At 63.4% G+C, this 20,875-nt stretch carries 20 protein-coding genes; 6 read left to right on the forward strand and 14 right to left on the reverse strand.

The window, feature by feature from the left end; translation table 11 throughout:
• Positions 1 to 135 precede the first annotated feature (135 nt).
• Positions 136 to 1,326, forward strand: a complete 1,191-nt coding sequence (gene metK, locus AC3WLT_RS30275) for a methionine adenosyltransferase (protein WP_492595327.1) — start codon at positions 136 to 138, stop codon at positions 1,324 to 1,326.
• Positions 1,327 to 1,524: 198 nt separating this feature from the next.
• Here metK and AC3WLT_RS30280 read toward each other — a convergent pair whose 3' ends face one another.
• Positions 1,525 to 1,896, reverse strand: a complete 372-nt coding sequence (locus tag AC3WLT_RS30280) for a hypothetical protein (protein ID WP_492595328.1) — start codon at positions 1,894 to 1,896, stop codon at positions 1,525 to 1,527.
• 462 nt (positions 1,897 to 2,358) lie between these two features.
• Here AC3WLT_RS30280 and AC3WLT_RS30285 point away from each other — a divergent pair, with 462 nt between their 5' ends.
• Positions 2,359 to 3,120, forward strand: a complete 762-nt coding sequence (locus tag AC3WLT_RS30285) for a phytanoyl-CoA dioxygenase family protein (RefSeq protein ID WP_492595366.1) — start codon at positions 2,359 to 2,361, stop codon at positions 3,118 to 3,120.
• Between the two features lie 129 nt (positions 3,121 to 3,249).
• On the opposite strand, the gene AC3WLT_RS30290 is transcribed toward AC3WLT_RS30285, so the two are convergent.
• The gene (locus AC3WLT_RS30290) at positions 3,250 to 3,456 is read right to left on the reverse strand and encodes a DUF3185 family protein (RefSeq protein ID WP_492595329.1); all 207 of its coding nucleotides are present in this window, start codon (positions 3,454 to 3,456) and stop codon (positions 3,250 to 3,252) included.
• Between the two features lie 206 nt (positions 3,457 to 3,662).
• Here AC3WLT_RS30290 and mgrA point away from each other — a divergent pair, with 206 nt between their 5' ends.
• The gene (gene mgrA, locus AC3WLT_RS30295; RefSeq protein ID WP_492595330.1) at positions 3,663 to 4,706 is read left to right on the forward strand and encodes an L-glyceraldehyde 3-phosphate reductase; all 1,044 of its coding nucleotides are present in this window, start codon (positions 3,663 to 3,665) and stop codon (positions 4,704 to 4,706) included.
• 185 nt (positions 4,707 to 4,891) lie between these two features.
• Here mgrA and AC3WLT_RS30300 read toward each other — a convergent pair whose 3' ends face one another.
• A complete protein-coding gene (locus tag AC3WLT_RS30300) occupies positions 4,892 to 5,077 on the reverse strand; it encodes a hypothetical protein (protein ID WP_120297341.1) in 186 nt (61 codons plus the stop codon).
• Positions 5,078 to 5,725: 648 nt separating this feature from the next.
• On the opposite strand from AC3WLT_RS30300, the gene AC3WLT_RS30305 reads away from it, so the two are divergent.
• From AC3WLT_RS30305 to AC3WLT_RS30315, 3 genes are all read left to right on the forward strand, one after another.
• A complete protein-coding gene (locus tag AC3WLT_RS30305) occupies positions 5,726 to 5,938 on the forward strand; it encodes a hypothetical protein (RefSeq protein WP_006050502.1) in 213 nt (70 codons plus the stop codon).
• A 100-nt stretch (positions 5,939 to 6,038) separates the two neighbouring features.
• Positions 6,039 to 7,064 carry a serine/threonine protein kinase gene (locus AC3WLT_RS30310; protein WP_492595331.1) on the forward strand — a complete coding sequence of 342 codons (1,026 nt, stop codon included), beginning with the start codon at positions 6,039 to 6,041 and terminating at the stop codon, positions 7,062 to 7,064.
• Between the two features lie 266 nt (positions 7,065 to 7,330).
• Entirely contained in the window at positions 7,331 to 8,074 is a 744-nt protein-coding gene (locus tag AC3WLT_RS30315) for a PepSY-associated TM helix domain-containing protein (RefSeq protein WP_492595332.1), read from the forward strand.
• 73 nt (positions 8,075 to 8,147) lie between these two features.
• Here the strand turns inward: AC3WLT_RS30315 and AC3WLT_RS30320 are convergent, their stop codons facing one another.
• The 11 genes from AC3WLT_RS30320 to AC3WLT_RS30370 all read right to left on the reverse strand — a co-directional run bounded on the left by AC3WLT_RS30320 (position 8,148) and on the right by AC3WLT_RS30370 (position 20,580).
• On the reverse strand, positions 8,148 to 9,170 hold the full coding sequence (locus AC3WLT_RS30320) for an XdhC family protein (RefSeq protein ID WP_492595333.1): 1,023 nt from the start codon (positions 9,168 to 9,170) through the stop codon (positions 8,148 to 8,150).
• A complete protein-coding gene (locus AC3WLT_RS30325; RefSeq protein WP_492595334.1) occupies positions 9,143 to 9,748 on the reverse strand; it encodes an SRPBCC family protein in 606 nt (201 codons plus the stop codon). Before AC3WLT_RS30325 ends, AC3WLT_RS30320 begins: the two co-directional genes overlap by 28 nt.
• The gene (locus AC3WLT_RS30330; protein WP_492595335.1) at positions 9,739 to 11,082 is read right to left on the reverse strand and encodes a vWA domain-containing protein; all 1,344 of its coding nucleotides are present in this window, start codon (positions 11,080 to 11,082) and stop codon (positions 9,739 to 9,741) included. Before AC3WLT_RS30330 ends, AC3WLT_RS30325 begins: the two co-directional genes overlap by 10 nt.
• A 5-nt stretch (positions 11,083 to 11,087) precedes the next feature.
• A complete protein-coding gene (locus tag AC3WLT_RS30335) occupies positions 11,088 to 11,975 on the reverse strand; it encodes an AAA family ATPase (RefSeq protein ID WP_492595336.1) in 888 nt (295 codons plus the stop codon).
• 111 nt (positions 11,976 to 12,086) lie between these two features.
• Complete coding sequence (locus tag AC3WLT_RS30340; protein WP_492595337.1) at positions 12,087 to 12,884, reverse strand: FAD binding domain-containing protein; 798 nt, start codon at positions 12,882 to 12,884, stop codon at positions 12,087 to 12,089.
• A 23-nt stretch (positions 12,885 to 12,907) separates the two neighbouring features.
• Positions 12,908 to 15,292 carry a xanthine dehydrogenase family protein molybdopterin-binding subunit gene (locus AC3WLT_RS30345; RefSeq protein ID WP_492595338.1) on the reverse strand — a complete coding sequence of 795 codons (2,385 nt, stop codon included), beginning with the start codon at positions 15,290 to 15,292 and terminating at the stop codon, positions 12,908 to 12,910.
• 10 nt (positions 15,293 to 15,302) lie between these two features.
• Positions 15,303 to 15,821 carry a (2Fe-2S)-binding protein gene (locus tag AC3WLT_RS30350; protein ID WP_492595339.1) on the reverse strand — a complete coding sequence of 173 codons (519 nt, stop codon included), beginning with the start codon at positions 15,819 to 15,821 and terminating at the stop codon, positions 15,303 to 15,305.
• 217 nt (positions 15,822 to 16,038) lie between these two features.
• Positions 16,039 to 17,436 carry a branched-chain amino acid transporter BcaP gene (gene bcaP, locus AC3WLT_RS30355; protein ID WP_492595340.1) on the reverse strand — a complete coding sequence of 466 codons (1,398 nt, stop codon included), beginning with the start codon at positions 17,434 to 17,436 and terminating at the stop codon, positions 16,039 to 16,041.
• A gap of 136 nt (positions 17,437 to 17,572) precedes the next feature.
• Positions 17,573 to 18,229, reverse strand: coding sequence for a response regulator transcription factor RqpR (gene rqpR / locus AC3WLT_RS30360; protein WP_492595341.1), 657 nt, complete (start codon positions 18,227 to 18,229; stop codon positions 17,573 to 17,575).
• Positions 18,230 to 18,239: 10 nt separating this feature from the next.
• A complete protein-coding gene (locus AC3WLT_RS30365) occupies positions 18,240 to 19,193 on the reverse strand; it encodes a sensor histidine kinase (RefSeq protein WP_492595342.1) in 954 nt (317 codons plus the stop codon).
• A 616-nt stretch (positions 19,194 to 19,809) separates the two neighbouring features.
• Positions 19,810 to 20,580 carry a ferredoxin--NADP reductase gene (locus tag AC3WLT_RS30370; RefSeq protein WP_492595343.1) on the reverse strand — a complete coding sequence of 257 codons (771 nt, stop codon included), beginning with the start codon at positions 20,578 to 20,580 and terminating at the stop codon, positions 19,810 to 19,812.
• Positions 20,581 to 20,875 lie beyond the last annotated feature (295 nt).

Genomic DNA, 20,875 nt, shown 5'->3' on the forward strand with positions numbered 1-20,875 from the left:
GGCGAAGCTGCCAGGCGCGCGATCCATGTGGGGCGCGTCTGACAGTCATGTAATCCGCTAAAGCGTCGCCGCTTCAAGGCTCCCGAAGCTGGCTACGTGAAACTCAACCGTAACCACAAAACAGGAGTCTGCAACGTGGCAAACGACTATCTCTTTACTTCCGAATCCGTCTCCGAAGGCCATCCCGACAAAGTCGCGGATCAGATTTCGGACGCAATCCTCGACGCAATCCTGACGCAGGACAAATATTCGCGTGTTGCAGCCGAAACGTTGTGCAACACGGGTCTGGTCGTGCTGGCCGGTGAAATCACCACCACCGCGAACGTCGATTACATCCAGGTCGCGCGCAACACGATCAAGCGCATCGGCTACGACAACACCGATTACGGCATCGACTACCGCGGTTGCGCGGTGCTCGTCGCGTACGACAAACAATCGCCGGACATCGCCCAGGGCGTGGACCGCGCGCACGACAACAACCTCGATCAAGGCGCCGGCGACCAGGGCCTGATGTTCGGCTACGCGTGCGAAGAGACGCCGGAACTGATGCCGCTGCCGATTCACCTGTCGCACCGTCTGGTCGAGCGTCAGGCTAATCTGCGCCGCGACGGCCGTCTGCCCTGGCTGCGTCCGGATGCGAAGTCGCAAGTCACCGTGCGTTATGTCGACGGCAAGCCGTATTCGATCGACACCGTCGTGCTGTCCACGCAACATTCGCCGGACATCGATCTGGCTACGCTGCGCGAAGCCGTGATCGAAGAAGTCATCAAGCCGACGCTGCCTGCCGAGCTCATCAAAGGCGACATCAAGTTCCTGGTGAACCCGACCGGCCGGTTCGTGATCGGCGGTCCGCAAGGCGATTGCGGTTTGACCGGCCGCAAGATCATTGTCGATACGTACGGCGGCGCGGCGCCCCACGGCGGCGGCGCGTTCTCGGGCAAGGATCCGTCGAAGGTCGACCGTTCGGCGGCGTATGCCGGCCGTTACGTGGCGAAGAACATCGTTGCCGCTGGTTTGGCGTCGCGCTGCCTGATTCAGGTGTCGTACGCGATCGGCGTGGCGCAGCCGACTTCGGTGATGGTCAATACGTTCGGCACGGGCCGCGTGTCGGACGCGACGATCACGAAGCTCGTGCAGGAGCATTTCGATCTGCGTCCGAAGGGCATTATCCAGATGCTCGACCTGCTGCGCCCGATCTACGAGAAGAGCGCGGCCTACGGCCATTTCGGCCGCGAAGAGCCGGAATTCACGTGGGAAGCCACGGACAAGGCTCTGGCGCTCGCCGAAGCCGCCGGCACGGAACCGGTCGCCGTGCTCGCAGAATAAGCGCGCGCAGTTCGCCGCGGTTCGCTCTAACGAAAAACCCCGCCGGCGCCAGCCAGGCGGGGTTTTTTTATTGGCTTTGCATACTCTGGCTTGCCGTCGGGCGGACGGTCCTGACGCCGCACAGCGAGCCGGCTTGCGGGCCGCGCCATGTGCTCGCCGCAAACAAGCTGCGGGCTGACGGCGCGGCTGGCGGTTGGCTTAGCGGCTAGCGAACGCGAACGCAAACCAGCCCGTGCTGCCGCTCGTCGACATCCGGCGCGGACGGCGGCTCGTGCTCTGAAGCGTGGCGACCGGTGCAAGGCGTGTGGCAGTCAACGCACGCATTGGCGTCGGTTTGCGCAGCAGCGTACGCAGCGAAAAGCGGCGCGAGCCGCTTTGTATGCGCAGAGCGGAAAAGAAGGTGTGGAACCAGGTGCGAATGCCGTCGACCGCTTTGGCGTCGCGCCATTGTTCACCGAGTGCGCGAGTGCGGGCGGAGTGGTGACGCAGCGCGCGTACCACATGGCGGCGCGCGGGGCGCGCCGCTTTCAACGCGGCGCGGGTAAGGCGGGTGCTCAGGAGAGTATGCATGGCTTCACAAGTGGGCAACGTGTCGCGCGACGGAAGGTGCATCAGAAGGAGCACCAAATGTGCCAACGGCGGTGTCGCGATGGACGGCGCGTAAGCCCGGGAATCGACTGGAAAGGGCACGGAGAACGGCGGAATCGGCCATGGCGGCCTGTGCACGCCGCCGAAGTGCGGGAAGTAGCGATCGACATGCATGCAGGCTACACGCGATTCGTGACGTCAGAAAGTCCGTTTTTACCCTGCGAATACGGGTTTTTACGGGCTTGGAATAGCCTGCATGCCTGTGGGGTCGCGCCCTTTGCGCCCGTCTATCGTGCGCGCTTGCCCTTACCAAGTGCGGTGCAATTCTGTCGCGCATGGAAGTCGTGCGTCAGGCTGCGGCTTGGTGGTGGGCGAAACTGCGCGCAGCCCGATCGCGCCCGTTTTACAATCCAGCATCAGCCAGTCGAAAGTAACGGAACACCCATGTCAGTTCACTCGAAAAAAGAACAGATTCAAACGTTGCGGGAGCAGGGCTTTGTCGTTGTGCCGGGACTGGTGTCGCCCGAGCGTTGCGGCGAACTGAAGCAGATTGCGGAGCGGCAATTGCAGGAAGCGGCGGCGCCGATCGAGTTCGAAGCGGATCTGCGCTATCCGGGTGCGCCGGAGTCGAAATATGCGCCGGGCGGGCATACGGTGCGGCGGTTGCTCGATGCGTATGGGCGTCATCCGAGTTTTGCGCGCTGGGCAACGGCGCCGGAAATTCGCGGCTGGATGGAGTTGTATTTCGGTGAGGAGCCGCGGTTATCGCGGGCGCATCACAACTGCATGATGACCAAGCACCCCGCCTATGGCAGTTTGACGGGCTGGCATCGCGACGTGAGGTATTGGTCGTTCGAGCGTGACGATCTGGTTTCCGTATGGCTCGCTGTCGGAGACGAAACTATCGATAACGGCGCGTTGTGGTTTGTGCCGAAGTCACATAGTGCTGCTTTCACTTCTGACCGGTTTGATGAAGCCAAGTTTTTTCGCTCCGATCTGGAGGAGAATCAGGCGCTGATTCGGACCGCTGTTTCGCCAGAACTCAAGGCCGGGGACGTGGTGTTTTTTCATTGCAATACACTGCATTCGGCCGGGAAGAATCTTAGCGATCGGGTTAAGTTTTCGCTGGTGTTCACCTATCACGGGGTGAGTAATGTCCCGTTGCCGGGGTCGAGGTCGGCTGCCAAACCCGAAATTGCTTTTTAGGTTTCTTGCCTTTGGCGGCGGCATTTGTTTGTGCGCCTACGGCGTTGCCTCGAGAACACAATAAGAAAACAAGGAAAAAGGCAACGCCGTGGGCGCACAGACATACAGCGCCGCGCTGGCAAAAGGACCTTACTTCCTCCGTCCCGAAACAGCCACCCCGGTCAATCCGGCAACAGTGGCGATAGCGCCACCCACAATCAGCATGATCGCCTTATTGGTCGGAGACCCAGTCAATACGCGCGAAACATCGCTGCTAACAGAATTGAACGCCTGGCCGCCGAAATACAACAACACAATCCCGCCGACAATCAACGCGATTGAAATCGCCTTCGTCATGATCCCTCCGATAAATCCGATCGGCCAAGTGTAGGGGACCAACGAGCAACCGTCCATCCTGCATACTGGGCTTCTGCGTGTAAAGCGCCGATTGGCTACCATAACAAAACTGCTTCACTCGAACATCGGATCAAAGCGTCGCCTCGCGGCACACGATCTCCCCGCGCCTGCACCTGTCGGGCGGCTCACCATCAAGGACTCCAGCAATGGCTTACGAAGCAGCTTCAGCACGCTATTCAGACATGCAATACCGCGTTTGCGGCAAGTCGGGTCTTAAACTGCCGGCGCTGTCATTGGGCCTGTGGCACAACTTCGGCGACACGACGCCGATCTCCACGCAGCGCGACATTCTGCGCACCGCCTTCGATCTGGGCATCACGCACTTCGACCTCGCCAACAACTACGGCCCCCCGTACGGCAGCGCCGAAACGAATTTCGGCCGGCTCTTCAGAGACGATTTCAAACCGTATCGCGACGAACTGCTGATCTCGTCGAAGGCCGGTTGGGATATGTGGCCGGGGCCGTACGGTCAGGGCGGCGGCTCGCGTAAGTACATTCTCGCGAGCCTCGATCAGAGCCTGCAACGCATGGGTCTCGACTACGTCGACATCTTCTATTCGCATCGTTTCGACGCCGACACGCCGCTCGAAGAAACCGCAGGCGCATTGGCAAGCGCCGTCCAGCAGGGCAAGGCGCTGTACATCGGTATTTCGTCGTACTCGGCAACCAAGACGCTCGAAATGGCGAAGCTGCTCGCCGAATACAAGGTGCCGCTGCTGATCCATCAGCCGGCGTACAACATGCTCAACCGCTGGATCGAGCGGGAACTGCTGGATACGCTCGACCAGGTCGGCGCGGGCAGCATTGCGTTCACGCCGCTCGCGCAGGGCTTGCTCACCAGCAAATATCTCAACGGCGTGCCGGAAGACGCGCGTGTCAACAAGCCGGGTGGCGGTTCGCTGAAGCAGGAGCACCTGAGCCCGCAGAACATCGAACACGTGCGCAAGCTCAATGACATCGCACAGCGTCGCGGACAAAGCCTCGCGCAAATGGCGCTGGCCTGGGCGTTGCGCGATCAGCGCGTCACGTCGGTGCTGATTGGCGCGAGCCGTGCCGAGCAGGTGCGCGAAAACGTCGGTGCGCTGAAAAACCTCGCGTTCTCGAAAGACGAACTGGCGGAAATCGACCGCTATGCGACCGAAGGCGGCATCAACCTGTGGGAAAAGCCGTCGACCGATCAGGCGATCTGAGCCTGACGGCTTTCTCATCGCGGGAATGGACATGGAAAAGCCGCCGTGCTGAACTGCGGCGGCTTTCTTCATAGCCGCGCCAAAGGCGCGCAACTTCAACGCAGCGACCGCAGCCACGGCGTTCAGTCCACCGAACCATCTGCGATGGCAATCAGAGGCAATCAGAGCGTCTTCGCCGGACCCCGCTACACCAGCGCAGGCAACCCTTCGACCAGCACGACCGCGAACACCACGCCGATGAGCGCGCCAAGCACGCGTAGCGCGTTGTGCCGCAATTCCGTCTTGCAGGGGAGCGCACCGACAAACAAAGCGCCAGCCAGCGCCATCGGAATGACCAGGATGAAATCGCCGATCGTGAAGTAGGTCGTCATACCCGTCTCCTTATGTGGTATCAGCGGCGGCAGCGGCTCTATTTCTGGAGTCATGCGCTGCCAACGCCCGGTTCGAGTATAGGCGACCGTTAGCTCGGCATAACGGCGCTTTGCGGCGCTGCAACGCCTATTCGCAGACTGCTGAAGCCAGTCCGGCAAGGCGCGCAGCGATTATTGCGGCGCAGCAAACGGGCCTCGATCTGTGAAGCGTTTGCTTACGCTGGCCTTACTTTTCAAGCCTCTTCAATGCGCGGCAGATCGCCGGTCATGCCACGACGCGTTCACATTCGCGCAATCGAATCGCCGCCACGATGCCGGTACATGCTGCGCTAAACGCGTTGGCGAGGCGAGTGCGCGATTTTGGTACCCCGCCGCCTCAGGGTTTATGATGGTCCCGTTACGACGCGTTGTGCCCGGATCATCGGCTTGGCGCGCCGTAACGGAACAGGGCGAACCGACGGGTGAACTGCCTTTTGTTCGCGCTTTCCATGGCCCCGCAAAACGGGAACAATGACACGAACCTCTCACGCGCATCACGCGAAGCAGATTGGGTGCGTACGCAACGTTATAGGCGAAGCGGCGCTTTTATCATCACCTTGACCGGCAGGGAATCCATAAAGCCGGCTATGGGAGAAACGGGGAAACATCATGCAAATCGGTTCCATTGTCCGATCGGTGCATATCGCCGTGCCGCAAGGCGCGCGCGGGATCGTCATGCGCATTCTCGGCGACATGGCCATGGTGGCGTGGTATGCCGGCGAGCCCGGCGCTTCGCCGCAACTGAACACTGAACCCTTTTTCCTTGAAGACCTGATCGATACGGGCGAGCTTGTGCGCCCGTCGAGCGCGCAGATGCATTGAAGGCAGTTTGAGCATGATTCGTGGTGGCTGCAGGTGGCTGTAACCCCCAAGCCGGGCCGCCGCCCTCGTCTTTGACGGCGGCGCGGCGCACAATGCGGGCATGAACGATATTCTCGACTCACAGGACGGCGCCGACAGCGCCGTTCCTTTCGCCCGGCTCAAGCCGGAAATTGTGCTCGACGCGCTCGACAGCGTGCTCAGCACGGTCGGCGTGCGCACCGACGGGCGCATGCTGCCGCTCAACAGTTACGAGAACCGCGTGTATCAGGTGGGCGTCGAAGACGGCCCGCCGGTGGTCGCGAAGTTCTATCGTCCCGAGCGCTGGAGCGACGAAGCCATTCTCGAAGAACACAACTTTGTCGCCGATCTCGCCGCGCGTGAGATTCCGGCGGTGCCCGCACGCGTCTTCGAAGGCCGTACGCTGCATGCGTTCGACGGTTTTCGCTTCTCGATCTTCGAGCGCCGCGGCGGCCGCGCGCCGGATCTGGACCGGCGCGACACGCTCGAATGGCTGGGCCGTTTTATCGGCCGCATCCATGCGGTTGGGCAGACGCAAAACTACACCGAGCGCCCGACGCTCGACATCCACACGTTCGGCTACGAGCCGCGCGACTTCCTGCTCGCGCAGCGCTTTGTCCCGGACGATGTGCGCACCGCGTGGGAAACCGTGGTGAACCTCGCGCTCGAAGGCGTCGAACGCGCATTCGAACGGGCCGGCGAGATTCGCATGCTGCGAATGCACGGCGATTGTCATCCGAGCAATGTGCTGTGGACCGACGCAGGCCCGCATTTCGTCGACTTCGACGATAGCCGGATGGGGCCGGCGATACAGGATTTGTGGCTGCTGCTGCCGGGCGAGCGCGCGGAAGCATCGCGTGCGCTGACGGATCTGCTCGCCGGCTACGAAGACTTCTGCGACTTCGAGCCGCGCGAACTGTATCTGGTCGAGGCGCTGCGCACGCTGCGGCTGATTCACTATCAAGCGTGGCTTGCGCGCCGCTGGGACGATCCGGCGTTTCCGGCGGCGTTTCCGTGGTTCAACACGCAACGCTATTGGGAAGACCGCATCCTCGAACTGCGCGAGCAGCTTGGCGCGATGCAGGAAGGGCCGCTCTGGCCGGTTTGAGCGTCTGCTGCATTGATGTAACGCGTTGCGATTGAGGAAACGCGTCAATTGTGTAATGATATCCATTCTCAATTGAAAGGTATCGCCAGCTTCTGTCACATTTCTCCTCCTCTGTGACTGCCAGCCAGCCTCTCAGCCGGGCGGCCTGGACCGTAAGCCGGGTTGTCCGGCCCTTTCCTTCGACACTTCAATGACCGCTGGTGTGAGCGTGCGCTTGGCCGTTGCGCACCGGCGATGGTTTAAACCGCTGCGCCTGGAGCCTTGATTTGAACGCGCCTGAATCGACCGATCTGAAACCCGCTGCGGCTGCTGGCGGCACGCATTACGCCGCGCATGCGCCGGAGCGCGGCCGTCACCTGATGGACGATGCCGAGCAGGCCGCGCGGCGCCAGCGTTCACGGCGGGCGAACTTCATCAAGTGGCTGCGCAAGGTGCATGGCTGGGTTGGGTTGTGGGGCGCGGTGCTTGGCTTGATGTTCGGCGCGACGGGGTTTTTGCTGAACCACCGGGGCGGCCCGTTGAAGGTGTCGTCGGGGGAGCCTCAGGTTGAGGAGATGCAGATTCCATTGCCGCAGAAGAAGTTGACCTCGCCAATGGAGATGGCGAAGTGGCTCAAAGGCGAGTTGAAATTTGACGGCAAGCCGGGGAGAGTGAAGCGCGAGCCCGCGCATCCTGTCGCCTGGGGCGATCGCAGTATGATGCAGCCGGAATTCTGGCAAGTCGGGATTAATGGGCCTGCTGAGAGTGTGCAGGCCGAATATTGGGTTGGGAATGGGTTTGTCGCGGTGAAACGCACGCAGAACTCGTTTCTTACCACGATGAATAATCTGCATCGCGGTGTCGGATTGAGCGTCGGGTGGGTTTTGCTGATCGATACGATCGCTGGTGGAATGATTTTGCTTTCGTTGACCGGCGTTTTGTTGTGGACTGAACTCAATAAGCGTCGCTTGATTGGGGTGGTTTTGATTGGCGGTTCTGTGGCGGCCGCTGTTGTTTGCGGATTAATGTGATTGGGTTTTTGCCTGCGCGGCATTTTTCTCTGCGCCGTGGGCGAACAGAAAAATGCCGCCGCCAAGGGCAACATCAAACGCTACAAGCCGCACCTCCGGAAGCGGCAATCTCCCGCGCGGCCTTGGCGCCTTCCACCTGAAGCAAGGTCGGCAAAGAAACCCCGTTTTTAGCCGCCGTCACCTCGGCGAGAATAGAAACAGCGATCTCCGGCGGCGTGCGGCTGCCGATATAAATCCCAACCGGCCCATGCAGCCGGGCCAATTCAGCCTCGTTCAGATCGAACTCCTTCAGCCGCTCGCGCCGCGCCGCATTATTGCGCCGCGAGCCCAGCGCACCAACATAAAACGCCGGCGTCTTCAACGCTTCCATCAAAGCGAGATCATCCAGCTTCGGGTCATGCGTTAGCGCAATCACTGCGCACCGCTCATCGAGCTTCATCTCGATCACCGTATCGTCCGGCATCGTGCGGACAATCTTCGTGCCGGGAATATCCCACTCCTCGGTGTACTCCTCGCGCGGATCGCACACGGTCACCTGATAATCGAGCCCAACCGCGATATGGCACAGATAACGCGACAACTGTCCCGCGCCGATCACCAGCATCCGGTAGCGCGGGCCGTGAATCGTCAGCAGGCGCTCGCCGTCGAAATGCACGCCGTCAGTCGCCTGCGCCGCATCGAGCCGGACAGCGCCCGTCGCCATGTCGACTTCGCGCGCCACCAGCCGGCCGTCCTCCACCGCGCGGCATAGCGCCGCGATGCCGCTTTGCGGCGTCAGCGGCTCCAGCACCAGCTGGATCGTCCCGCCGCAAGGCAAGCCAAAGCGATGAGCTTCTTCCGCGGAGATGCCGTACTTGACCGCCTCCGGATGTGTCTGCTCGATACCCTTTTGCCGCACGCGGTCGATCAGGTCGTCTTCAATGCAGCCGCCCGATACCGACCCGACCACCAGACCATCGTCGCGCACCGCCAGCATCGCGCCTTCGGGACGCGGCGACGAGCCCCACGTCTTCACCACCGTCACCAGTAGCGCGCGATGCCCTTCTTCGAGCCAGCGCGCGCTGGACTTCAGGACCTCGAGATCCACGCTGTCCATGATCTCTTCCTTTTCGTTTCCTTGCCGCCGGACCCAGAGTCCGCAGCCTCAGTCGATTCCGTATTCTGCGGCGCCGTTTCCGCCGCCGCACTTTGCCCGTCATCCTCGGCAATCGAGGCAGTCGCGCCGTCACGTTCGCCGCCTACCTGCGCGCTGAAGCGCTTGAAAAATTCGCCGGCGATCTTACGCGCGGCGCCGTCGACGAGCCGCGAGCCGATCTGCGCCAGCTTGCCGCCGACCTGGGCGCTCGCCGTGTACATCAGCTTCGTCGCGGCTTCGCCTTCAGGTTCGAGCGTGACGCGCGCATTGCCCTTGCCGAAGCCCGCCGCGCCGCCCTGGCCTTCGAAGACGACGGTGTACGCGTTCGGCGCGTCGATATCGGTCAGCAGCATACGCCCTTTGAAGCGCGCCTTCACTGGACCCACCGACGCGCTCATCACCACCGTGTACGCATTTTCGCCATCCGCCTCGATGCTCTCGCAACCGGGAATTGAGGCGTGCAGGATCCCGGTGTCGTTCAGCGCCTCCCATGCGCGCTGCTGCGAAATCGGCAGCGTATAGGTTTCGGTCAGTTCCATGGCATTGCTCCTGCGATTGTCGTGGCGGATACGGCGAGACGAGGCGCGCGCGTGAGTTGCGCGAGGTCGCGGCCGAACGCCGCCAGACTGTCTAGATTATGAGCCGGACGATGCGCATCGACATACGGCAGGATCGCCTGCACGCCGCGCGCCTTCGGTGAAAAGCCGCTAAAACGCAGCAGCGGATTGAGCCAGATAATGCGATGCGCGAAGCGGCGCAGGCGCGCCATTTCGGTGTCGAGCACGTCGATCGCTTCGTGATCAAGGCCGTCGGTCACGAGCAGAACCGTGGCCCGGCCGCTCAGCACGCGGCGAGCCCAGCGTCGGTTGAATTCGGCGAGCGCGGCGCCGATCCGTGTGCCGCCCGACCAGTCGACCACCTGATCGGTGAGCGCGGCGATCGCGACGTCGGGATCGCGCTCGCGCAGCGCCCGCGTCGCATTGGTGAGACGCGTGCCGAACAGGAACACCTGCAAGCGCTCGCGCGATTGCAAAAGCGCGTGGCAAAAGTACAGCACCGCGCGCGAATAATTGCTCATCGAGCCGGATATGTCGAGCAGCAGCACCAGCGGCGGCTTACGTTCGACCACCGCGCGATACTTCCACACCGTCCAGTCGCCGCCCGCGCGCACCGCGTGCCGGGCGCTCGCGCGCAAGTCCGCATGCGTACCGCGCGAGGCGGCCTTCAGACGGCGCGTCGGCTCGGTGGCGAGCGGCAGGCGCTGGCTGCGGATCAGATGGCGCAGCGTGCGCCATTCGTCGGCGGAAAGGGTGTCGAAATCGCGATGACGCAGCCGCTCTTCCGCGCTGAAGGTGACGTGCGCGTGGAGTTCATGCTGCTCGGTTTCCGGCGGCGGCTTGCCGTGCGGCGACGGCGGCGCGCGTATCGCGAGCGCGTCGGCGAGACGGTTGTTGCGCCTGGGCGGCGGCAAGCCGTCGCGGACTTTCGGCAACAGCAGCGCACGCAGCTTGCCTTCCCAGTCCGGGTCGCGCCAGAACAACTCGAAGGCGGCGTTGAACAGGTCGCGCTGATCCGGCGCGGAGACCAATAACGCGGCGAGGGCGGCGCGCACATCGTCGCGGCGGCCGAGGTCGATCCAGTGCAACGCGGCGAGCGCATCGGCGGCTTGCGCGGGCGACATCGGCAAGCCCGCGCCGCGCAGCACGCGCACAAAATGCACGACGTTGCGAGCCAGGATTGGAGCGCCTGCTGCATCCCCGGCTTTCTCGCCGGCTTTTTCGGTTCGATGCGTACCGGCTGCCGAAGCGCCGCTGCCCGTGTGCTTCGTCTGGGTCACCGTCTGGGTCACCGCCTGGCTGATGGGCTGAATCATCGCCGCTACTCCGGCATCGCGAGACATTGCGCGATCTGCGCGGCATCGACGCGCGCCAGATCGTCCTGATACTTGAGCAGCACGCCCAAGGTGTTCTGCACCGACTGCGGATCGAGCTCGGTCACCGACAGCGCCTCCAGCGCGCGGCACCAGTCGATCGTTTCGGCGATGCCGGGCGCCTTGAACAGATCCATGCTGCGCAGCCGATGCACGAAATCGACGGCGCGCCGTTGCAGTTCCGCAGACGTTTGCGGCGCTCGCGCGGCGACGATCTCCAGTTCGCGATCGCGCTCCGGATAGCCGATCCATTGATACAGACACCGGCGCTTCAACGCGTCGTGCACTTCGCGCGTCCGGTTCGACGTCATCACGACGAGCGGCGGCTGCGCCGCGCGCACCGTGCCGTACTCGGGAATCGATACCTGGAAGTCCGACAGCAGTTCAAGCAGGAACGCTTCGAACGGCTCGTCGGCGCGGTCGATTTCGTCGATCAGCAATACGCGCCGCGCGTCCGGATGATGTTCGTCGGGCAGCAGCGCCTGCAACAGCGGACGCTTCAGCAGGAATTCGCCGCGATACAGCGTGTCGTTGCCCGGCCGCTCGCCGGCGGCTTCGGCCAGACGCAGCGCCATGATCTGCCGCGGATAGTCCCACTCGTAGAGCGCGCTGGCGGTGTCGAGCCCTTCATAGCATTGCAGCCGCAGCATCGAAGTGCCGAGCATGCCTGCCGCGGCCTTAGCGAGCTCGGTCTTGCCGACGCCCGGCTCGCCTTCGACGAACAAGGGCCGCTCCATGCGCAACGCGAGATACAAGGCGGTGGCCAGCTCGCGGCTGGCGAAGTAGTTCTGGGCGGCGAGTTGCGCGAGGGTGTCGTCGATTGAGGCAGGCTGCATGGCGTTCCTGAATTCGCACGGTGAGAAGCAACACTGCGCGCGGCCGTATCGCGTGAGCGAGCGAACGCGGCTGTCGCGTCGTGCGAGGCACGCCGCGTCAGCCGCCAACGGCTAGCCGTTCGCCTTCACGACCGCTCGCGCTGCCAGCACCGGAATCAGATGCGCGCGATAGTCGGCGCTCGCGTGCATGTCGGTGTTCAGATTGGCTGCCGGCACGGTGACCGCGCGCGCGGCCTCGGGCGTGAAATTCGCCGTCAGCGCGCTTTCCAGCTCCGGCACACGAAATATCGAAGCCGCCGCGCCTGTCACCGCGACGCGCACGCCGCTTGCGAACTTCGCGACGAACACGCCGACCAGCGCGAAGTGCGAAGCCGGGTTGTCGAATTTTTCGTACGCCGCCCGTTCCGGCACCGGAAACTCGACGGCGGTGATCAGCTCGTCGGGCGCCAACGCGGTCTCGTACATGCCGACGAAGAAATCGCCCGATGAAATCCGCCGCCGGTCCGTGACGATGGTGGCGTCCAGACCCATCGCCGCCGCCGGATAGCATGCCGCCGGATCGTTGTTCGCGAGCGAGCCGCCGATCGTGCCGAGCGCGCGCACCTGGCGATCGCCGATGTGTGCGGCGAGATTCGCGAGCGCGGGCAACACGCGCCGAAGCTCGGCGTGCTCCGCCACGTCCGCGTGACAGACGGCGGCGCCGATCGTCACCGTTTTTGCGTCGACGGTGATCGCCTTGAGCGCCGGAATCCGCGTCACGTCGATCAGTTGCGAGGGCTGCGCGAGCCGCAGGCGCATGGTCGGCAACAGGCTTTGTCCGCCGGCGATGAACTTCGCTTCGCTGTCGGCTGCGATGGCCGCGGCGGCCCCTTTGGGATCCGCGGCGCGTTGATACTCGAATGCATACATGTCGAATGCTCCCGCTCAGAATCTCAGTTGGGTTGCTGCGCGGCGCGAATCGCGGACCACACGCGATGCGGCGTCGCCGGCATTTGCAGGTCGGTCACGCCGAGCGGCGCGAGCGCGTCGATGATCGCGTTGATCACCGCCGGCGGCGAGCCGATCGCCCCCGCCTCGCCGCAACCTTTCACACCGAGCGGATTGTGCGTGCACGGCGTGCCCTTCGCGGTTTCGACGGTGAAGTCCGGCAGATCGGACGCATGCGGCATCGCGTAGTCCATGTACGAGCCGGACAGCAGCTGGCCGCTCTCGTTGTCGTACACGCAGCGCTCCAGCATCGCCTGGCCGATGCCCTGTGCCAGTCCGCCATGCACCTGGCCTTCGACGATCATCGGGTTGATCACGTTGCCGAAATCGTCGACCGCGGTGAACTGCTGGATCCGGCTGACGCCCGTCTCAGGATCGACCTCGATCTCGCAGATATACGCACCCGCCGGATATGTGAAGTTGCTCGGATCGTAGAACGCGCTTTCCTCGAGGCCCGGTTCGAGCACGTCGAGCGGGTAGTTGTGCGGCACATAAGCGGCGAGCGAGATGTCGGCGAACGCCTTGGTGCGATCGGTGCCCGCGACGCGGAATACGCCGTCCTTGAACTCGATGTCTTCCACCGCGGCTTCGAGCAGATGCGCGGCGATTTTCTTCGCCTTGGCTTCGACCTTGTCGAGCGCCTTCATGATCGCCGAGCCGCCAACCGCGATCGAGCGCGAACCATAAGTGCCCATGCCGAACGGAATGCGGCCAGTGTCGCCGTGCACGATCTCGACGCTTTCCAGCGCAATGCCGAGCCGGTCCGCGACCACTTGCGCGAAGGTCGTCTCGTGGCCCTGGCCATGACTGTGCGAGCCGGTGAACACGGTGACCGTGCCGGTCGGATGCACGCGAATCTGGCCGACTTCGAACAGCCCCGCGCGTGCGCCCAATGCACCCGCGATGTTCGACGGCGCCAGTCCGCAGGCTTCGATGTAGCACGAGTAGCCGAGGCCGCGGCGCTTGCCGTTCCTTGCGGATTCCTGCTTGCGGGCTTCGAAGCCTTTTACGTCCGCGAGTTCGAGCGCGCGCGCGAGGATCGTGTCGTAGTCGCCGGTATCGTAGGTGAGGCCGACCGGCGTCGCATACGGAAAGGTGCGGATGAAATTGCGGCGACGGATTTCGGTCGGATCGAGCTTCATCTCGCGCGCGGCGGTTTCGACCAGACGCTCGACGACATACGTCGCTTCGGGACGGCCCGCGCCGCGATACGCGTCGACGGGAACGGTGTTGGTGAAGACCGCTTTCACCTCGGCATAGATGGCGGGCGTCGTGTACTGTCCGGCGAGCAGCGTCGCGTACAGGATGGTCGGCACGCTCGACGCGAACGTCGACAGATACGCACCCATGTTGGCGATCGTATGGATGCGCATGGCGAGGAACTTGCCGTCGGCATCCATGGCCAGTTCGGCTTTGGTCACGTGATCGCGGCCGTGCGCATCCGACACGAACGCTTCCGAGCGCTCGGCGGTCCATTTGACAGGACGGCGAATCTTCTTCGAGGCCCACGTGAGCGCGACGTCTTCGGCGTACAGGAAGATCTTCGACCCAAAGCCGCCGCCGACGTCCGGCGCGATGACGCGCAGTTTCGATTCCGGCAGCGACAGCACGAACGCTGCCATCAGCAAGCGCTCCACGTGCGGATTCTGATTCGCGACGTAGACCGTGTAGCTGTCGTCTTGCGGCGAATAGCTCGCGTTGACCGCGCGCGGTTCGATCGCGTTCGGAATCAGGCGGTTGTTGACGATGTCGAGCGTGGTGACGTGCGCGGCTTTGGCGAACGCGGCGTCGGTCGCGGCTTTGTCGCCGTGGCCCCAGTTGTAGCAGACGTTGCCAGGTACTTCGTCGTGGACCGCCGGTTGGCCGGGGTCCGCTGCATGCGCGGTGTCGACGACGGCGGGCAGCACGTCGTAGTCGACCTCGATCAGTTCGGCGGCGTCTTTCGCGGCCTTGAGCGAATCGGCGATCACGAGCGCGACCTGGTCGCCGACGTGGCGCACTTTCGTATGCGCGATCACCGGATGAGGCGGCTCGTTCATCGGCTTGCCGTCGATGCTGTGGATCAGCCAGCCGCACGGCAGGCCGCTGACGTTGTCGGCGGCCATGTCCGCGCCGGTGAAGATCGCGATCACGCCGGGCGCCTGTTTGGCCGCGGTGGTATCGATGCTGTTGATTTTCGCGTGTGCGTGCGGCGAGCGCAGGAACACGGCGTAGGTTTGCTGGGGCAGGACGACGTCGTCGGTATATTGGCCGTTGCCGGTCAGGAACCGATAGTCTTCCTTACGTTCTACGGATGCGCCGATCAGGCGATGCGTTTCGGGTGCGTTCATCGTCGGCTCCTCAGGCGGTTGCTTGGGCGGTGGCCGACGCGCCGGCGTGGGCCGTGCCGGAGGACTTCATACCGGCCGCGCCTTCGAGCACGGCTTTGACGATGTTGTGATATCCCGTACAGCGGCACAGATTGCCGTCGAGCTCGGCGCGCACCTCGTCGCCGGTGAGGTCGGGCTGGCGTTGCACGAGCGGGATGGCGCTCATCACCATGCCCGGCGTGCAGAAGCCGCACTGCAAGCCATGACAGTGTTTGAAAGCCGCTTGCATCGGATGCAGGGCGCCGTCTTTCGCGAGCCCTTCGATGGTGGTGACTTCTGCGCCCTCGGCCTGGACCGCGAGGATATTGCAGGATTTGATCGCGCGGCCGTTCAGGTGGACCGTGCATGCGCCGCACTGGGCCGTATCGCAACCGATGTGCGTGCCCGTCAGGCGGAGTTGATCGCGAAGGAACTGGACAAGCAGGGTGTTAGGTTCGATTGATGCGCTGATGGGCGCGCCGTTCACCGTCAGACTGATGCTGATCGCCATGGAGTGTCTCCTGATGGGGTGAGATCGGACCTTTTTGTTTCTTGCCTTCGGCTGCCAGTTCGTGGGGTCCGATGCGGGGTTTTTCTCTTTTTTATGGGTCTGGCGAAAAGTAAAGCACAAATCGGGCGGTGGCGCTATGAGGGGAAGTGTGTTGGTTTTTTTGCGCGGGCCGCAGGCACATAGACCAGTGCGGCCGCCAAGGGAGAAAACCAGAACCTCAGCACGCCTGCGCTAATTTCGAATTCCGGCGTGAATAACCAAAATAAATAACCATGCCAATGAGAAGCCAAACCACAAACGCCGCCCAGGTCACCGCCTGAAGATTGACCATCAGAAACAGACAGGACGCCACGGCCAGCACCGGCACAACCGGCACGCCGGGGCAGCGAAACGCGCGAGGCAACTCGGGATGCGTCTTCCGCATGACGAGAACTGCAATCGACACCATCGAAAACGCGGCCAACGTGCCGATGTTGATCAGCTCAGCCAACACGTTCAACGGCACCAGCGCGCCAATCAAGCCAAAGAAAATCCCCACCATCCACGTAGTAAAGAACGGCGTAGCAAACTTCGGATGCACGCGCGAAAGCCGCGCAGGCAACAACCCGTCCCGCGACATCGCGAAGATCACCCGCGTCTGGCCATAAGCCATCACCAGAATCACCGTCAGCATGCCCAGCACGGCGCCAAGGTCGATAAAACCGGCCACCCACTTCTGACCCGCCACCTGTAACGCGTAAGACACCGGGTGCGAAATATTGGCGAACTGCGCTGACGGCACGATCCCCGTGACCACGGCCGCCACGGCCACGTACAACACCGCGCACACGCCCAGCGACGCAATGATCCCGATCGGCAGATCGCGCCTGGGATTCTTCACTTCCTCCGCGGCGGAAGAAACCGAATCGAAGCCGATGAACGCGAAGAACATCACCGCCGCAGCGCCGAATACGCCGTTCCAGCCGTTCGGCATGAACGGATGCCAGTTGGCCGGCGTCACGTGAAATACGCCGACTGCAATCACCAGCAGCACCACGACAACCTTGATCGCCACCATGATGTTGTTGATCCGCGCGGATTCGCGCACGCCGACTGACAACAGCGCAGTGATCGCTATCATCACGAGGAACGCGGGCAGATTGAAGAGCGTCTCGTGGCCGGGTAAAGCGCCTGGCGCCGCCGACAGGACCACCGGCAGCGTCACGCCAAAGCCCGACAGCAACGATTGCAGGTAGCCCGACCAGCCGACTGACACGGCCGAAGTCGCCAGCCCATACTCGAGCATCAAGTCCCAGCCGATGATCCACGCGGCCAGCTCGCCGAGCGTCGCGTACGAGTACGTGTAGATGGAGCCCGCAACCGGAATGGTCGACGCGAATTCGGCGTAGGCGAGCGCTGCAAAGCCGCACGCGAGCGCCGCGATCAGGAACGAGATCATCAGTGCCGGGCCGGCCTGGACCGCGCCCGTGCCGGTCAGCACGAAAATGCCGGTGCCGATGATGGCGCCCACCCCGAGGAAGGTTAGATCGAGTGCGCCGAGCGCTTTCTTGAGGCCGGCGCTCTGAGCGCTCGCCGCGAGCATGTGCTCGACGCTCTTCTTGCGAAACAGGGACATTGGCGGTGGTCTCCAGTAGTGCACGCATCTTGCGCGCCGAATGTCGGGAAACCCGCGATTTTAACGGATGCGCGCCGTTGCACCGTTTTGGGACAGTGCTTTCAGGCGCCGTGCGGTGGGAGGAAGGCGACCGGCCTCAGCCCGTCATCGCCGGATTCAGGTCGACGAGACGGTTGCTCATCACATAGAAGGTCAGCTCCGCGTTGTTGCGCAGCTTCATCTTTTCGAGCAGCCGGGTCCGGTACACGCTGACCGTCTTCACCGACAACGATAGCGCCGTGGCGATGTCGGTCAGCCGTTTGCCCGACGCCAGCATGCAGAGCGTCTGATATTCGCGATCGGAGAGCTTTTCGTGCGGCAATTGCTCGCCGTCGAATGAGACGTAATCGGCCAGCGCTTCGGCCATCGCCGGGCTGACGTATTTGCGGCCCGCCGCGACCTGCTGGATCGCCCCGATCATCTGCGCGGCGTCGACGGTTTTCGACAGGTAGCCGGCGGCGCCCGCCTTCAAGGCGCGCACGGCGTACTGGTCCTCGCGGTACATCGAGAACATCAGTACGGCCACGCGCGGCGCCTTGCGCTTCAGACGCTTGAGCACTTCGACGCCGTTCATGTCGGGCAGCGAAATGTCGAGCAACACCACGTCGTAGCTGTGTTTGGCGACTTCGTCGAGCGCTTCGGCGCCGCTTTGCGCCTCGGTGACTTCGCGCGCCACGCCGCGGTCGAGCAGCAACTGGCGGACGCCTTGGCGGACCACCGCGTGGTCGTCGGCGAGCAGGATGCGCAGGCTCATGACGGCGTACTCACGATTGAAGCGCGCGGCGGTCGGCGTCCGGCGCGCTCGCCAGCATCGCGTCCCACGCAAAGCGTGCGTACACGGCAGTGCCGCGCATCTCCTTGCCGCTCTCGCCACGGCGGCCGCCGCTGCGCCGGGCGCTGCCGATGCGCAACGTGCCGTCGAAGGCGGCGCAGCGCGCCCGCATGCCGCTCAGGCCGAAATGGCCGCGGCGGGCGCGGGCGTTGCGCGTCAAGCCGATGCCGTCGTCGCTGACGATCAGCGTCAGATGACGGCGGCTGGTTTCGAGCCGCACGTCGGCGGCCTCGGCGCGCGCGTGCCTGGCGATATTGTTCAGCGCTTCCTGGGCGACCCGGAACACGGCGAGCGTCGCGTCGGCGGGCAGGCGTGTGAGCCGCACGTCGGCGGCGCAGACCAAACTTGTGCGCAACTGGGTGCGCGTGGCGAAGTCGCCGGTCCATTGCGCCAGCGCGCCGACGATGCCGGCATCCAGCGACGGCGCATGCAGCTCCGCCACGGCCTGGCGGCTCGCGATGCAGACAGCGTCGAGCGAACGGTTCGCGACTTCGAGCGCGGCGGCGCATTGCGGCGGCGCGTCGGCGGGCAGCCAGGTCTCGACGCTGGCGAGCGCAAAGCGCGTGGCGGTCAGCTCGGCGCCCACGCTGTCATGCAGTTCGCGCGCCACGTGGCGGCAGGCCGCTTCCTGCGCCTGCACGAGTTCGGCCGACAGTTCGCGCACGCGAGCGTGCAGCCGCGCCAGTTCGCGCTCGGCGGCGGATGGCGGCGCGGATTGCTGCGCGGCGCGACGGTGAAGTGACGCGGACGTCGAAACTGGGGCTGAAGCGGCGTGCCGGGCCGTGACGTCGGCCGCGAACGAGCCCGCCGCGGCCGCAACGACTCCATCACGACCCAGAGAGGGCGGAATGTGCGCACTGAACGGGACGACAGTCGACGTATCCATGACTTTCCCTCTCAGGAAGCGGTGCGAACGGCGAAGCGAGTGTGCGTCGGCGGTGCGAAGACGAAAGAACGCATGCGAGTCTCTGGCCTCCAGATATGCCCGCGATGCCAATGGCACGGCGGGCAAATTGCTACAGCGCGGCGTAACGGAATTTACATTCGGTAACAAACGGGTCGTACGACGACAAGCATGTCAAAGCGACCGATCGTGCGCCGCGATGATATCTCAAAAAAAAGAAAAAATGCAGGTACACCAAGGGTTAGCGCCTAAATCTCACGCAATGGGTGATGTATGGCAAGGTCGTGCTTGTAGGAATAATTCCGACGAAAAATGTCAAAACATATAACGGCATTTGTAACGGCAGAACGTATGTGGCTCGGGCCGTCATTCGGCGGGCGCGCGGCGCAGCCGCCACGGGTGGCGCAGGGTCGGCGCATCGGTGCGCCACTCTTTCAGGACGACGGAGATGGCGAGGCCTTCGGCGTCGGCGAGGGTTCACACGCGTTTCCCTCGTGCGTGGTTGTTGGCCATTCTGACTTCAGACGCAATAAAAAAGGAGCCCGAAGGCTCCTTTCTGCTGAGTACGCGGCGGCGGCCGCGGATCGGGACGTCCGGCTCAGCCCACAAACGCCTTTTCGACCACGTAGTGGCCCGGCGAGTTGTTGCTGCCTTCCTGGAAGCCCAGCTTGTCCAGCAGTTCGCGCGTGTCGCGCAGCATGTGCGGGCTGCCGCACAGCATCACGCGGTCGTTTTCGAGCGAGAAGCCTGGCACGCCGAGGTCGGCGAACAGCTTTTCGGTTTCGATCAGTTCGGTGATGCGGCCGCGGTTCTGGAACGCTTCGCGCGTGACGGTCGGGTAGTACAGCAGCTTTTCCTGCACCAGTTCGCCCAGATGTTCGTGAGCCGGCAGGTGATCCGTGATGTATTCCTTGTACGCCAGCTCGTCGACGAAACGGCAGGTGTGCGTCAGGATCACGCGCTCGTAGCGGTCATAAATGTCCGGATCCTTGATGATCGACATGAACGGCGCGAGACCCGTGCCGGTGGACAACAGCCATAGCGTCTTGCCCGGCAGCAGGTTGTCGGCCATCAGCGTGCCGACCGGCTTCTTGCCGATCAGGACTTCGTCGCCGACCTTCAGATGCTGCAAACGCGACGTGAGCGGGCCGTCCTGCACCTTGATGCTCAGGAATTCGAGGTGCTCTTCATAGTTCGCGCTCGCGAGGCTGTAGGCGCGGATCAGCGGCTTGCCTTCGACTTCGAGGCCCACCATCGTGAACTGGCCGTTTTCGAAACGGAACGACGGATCGCGCGTGCAGGTGAAGCTGAAAAGCGTATCGGTCCAGTGATGGACGCTCAGGACGGTTTGTGGATTCAGGTTGCTCATGGCTTCTTGGATAGTGCGAAAACAAAGGCGGCCAGTCGTTTTAGCCGGCCGGCACGGCAAGGGCAATGCTGCGCTAACCCGTGGTCGGGAATCACGCGTAATCAGCTATTTTACCGCGCCTGCTGCCTGAGGGCTGCGGCGTGGAGGTTGAGCGCGATAACTGTGGTCAAACGGGCTACCGGACCTCGAAGCGTCGGCGCCAGCTGTCGATACAATCGGGCGCCGCGAAGTACGTTGGCGTGGATGCAGCCGCGCTTCAGCAAGGGTACGGCGATGGGCGAAAGCCGCGCAGGGC

It is taken from the genome of Paraburkholderia sp. FW306-2-2C-D06C, assembly GCF_058781505.1.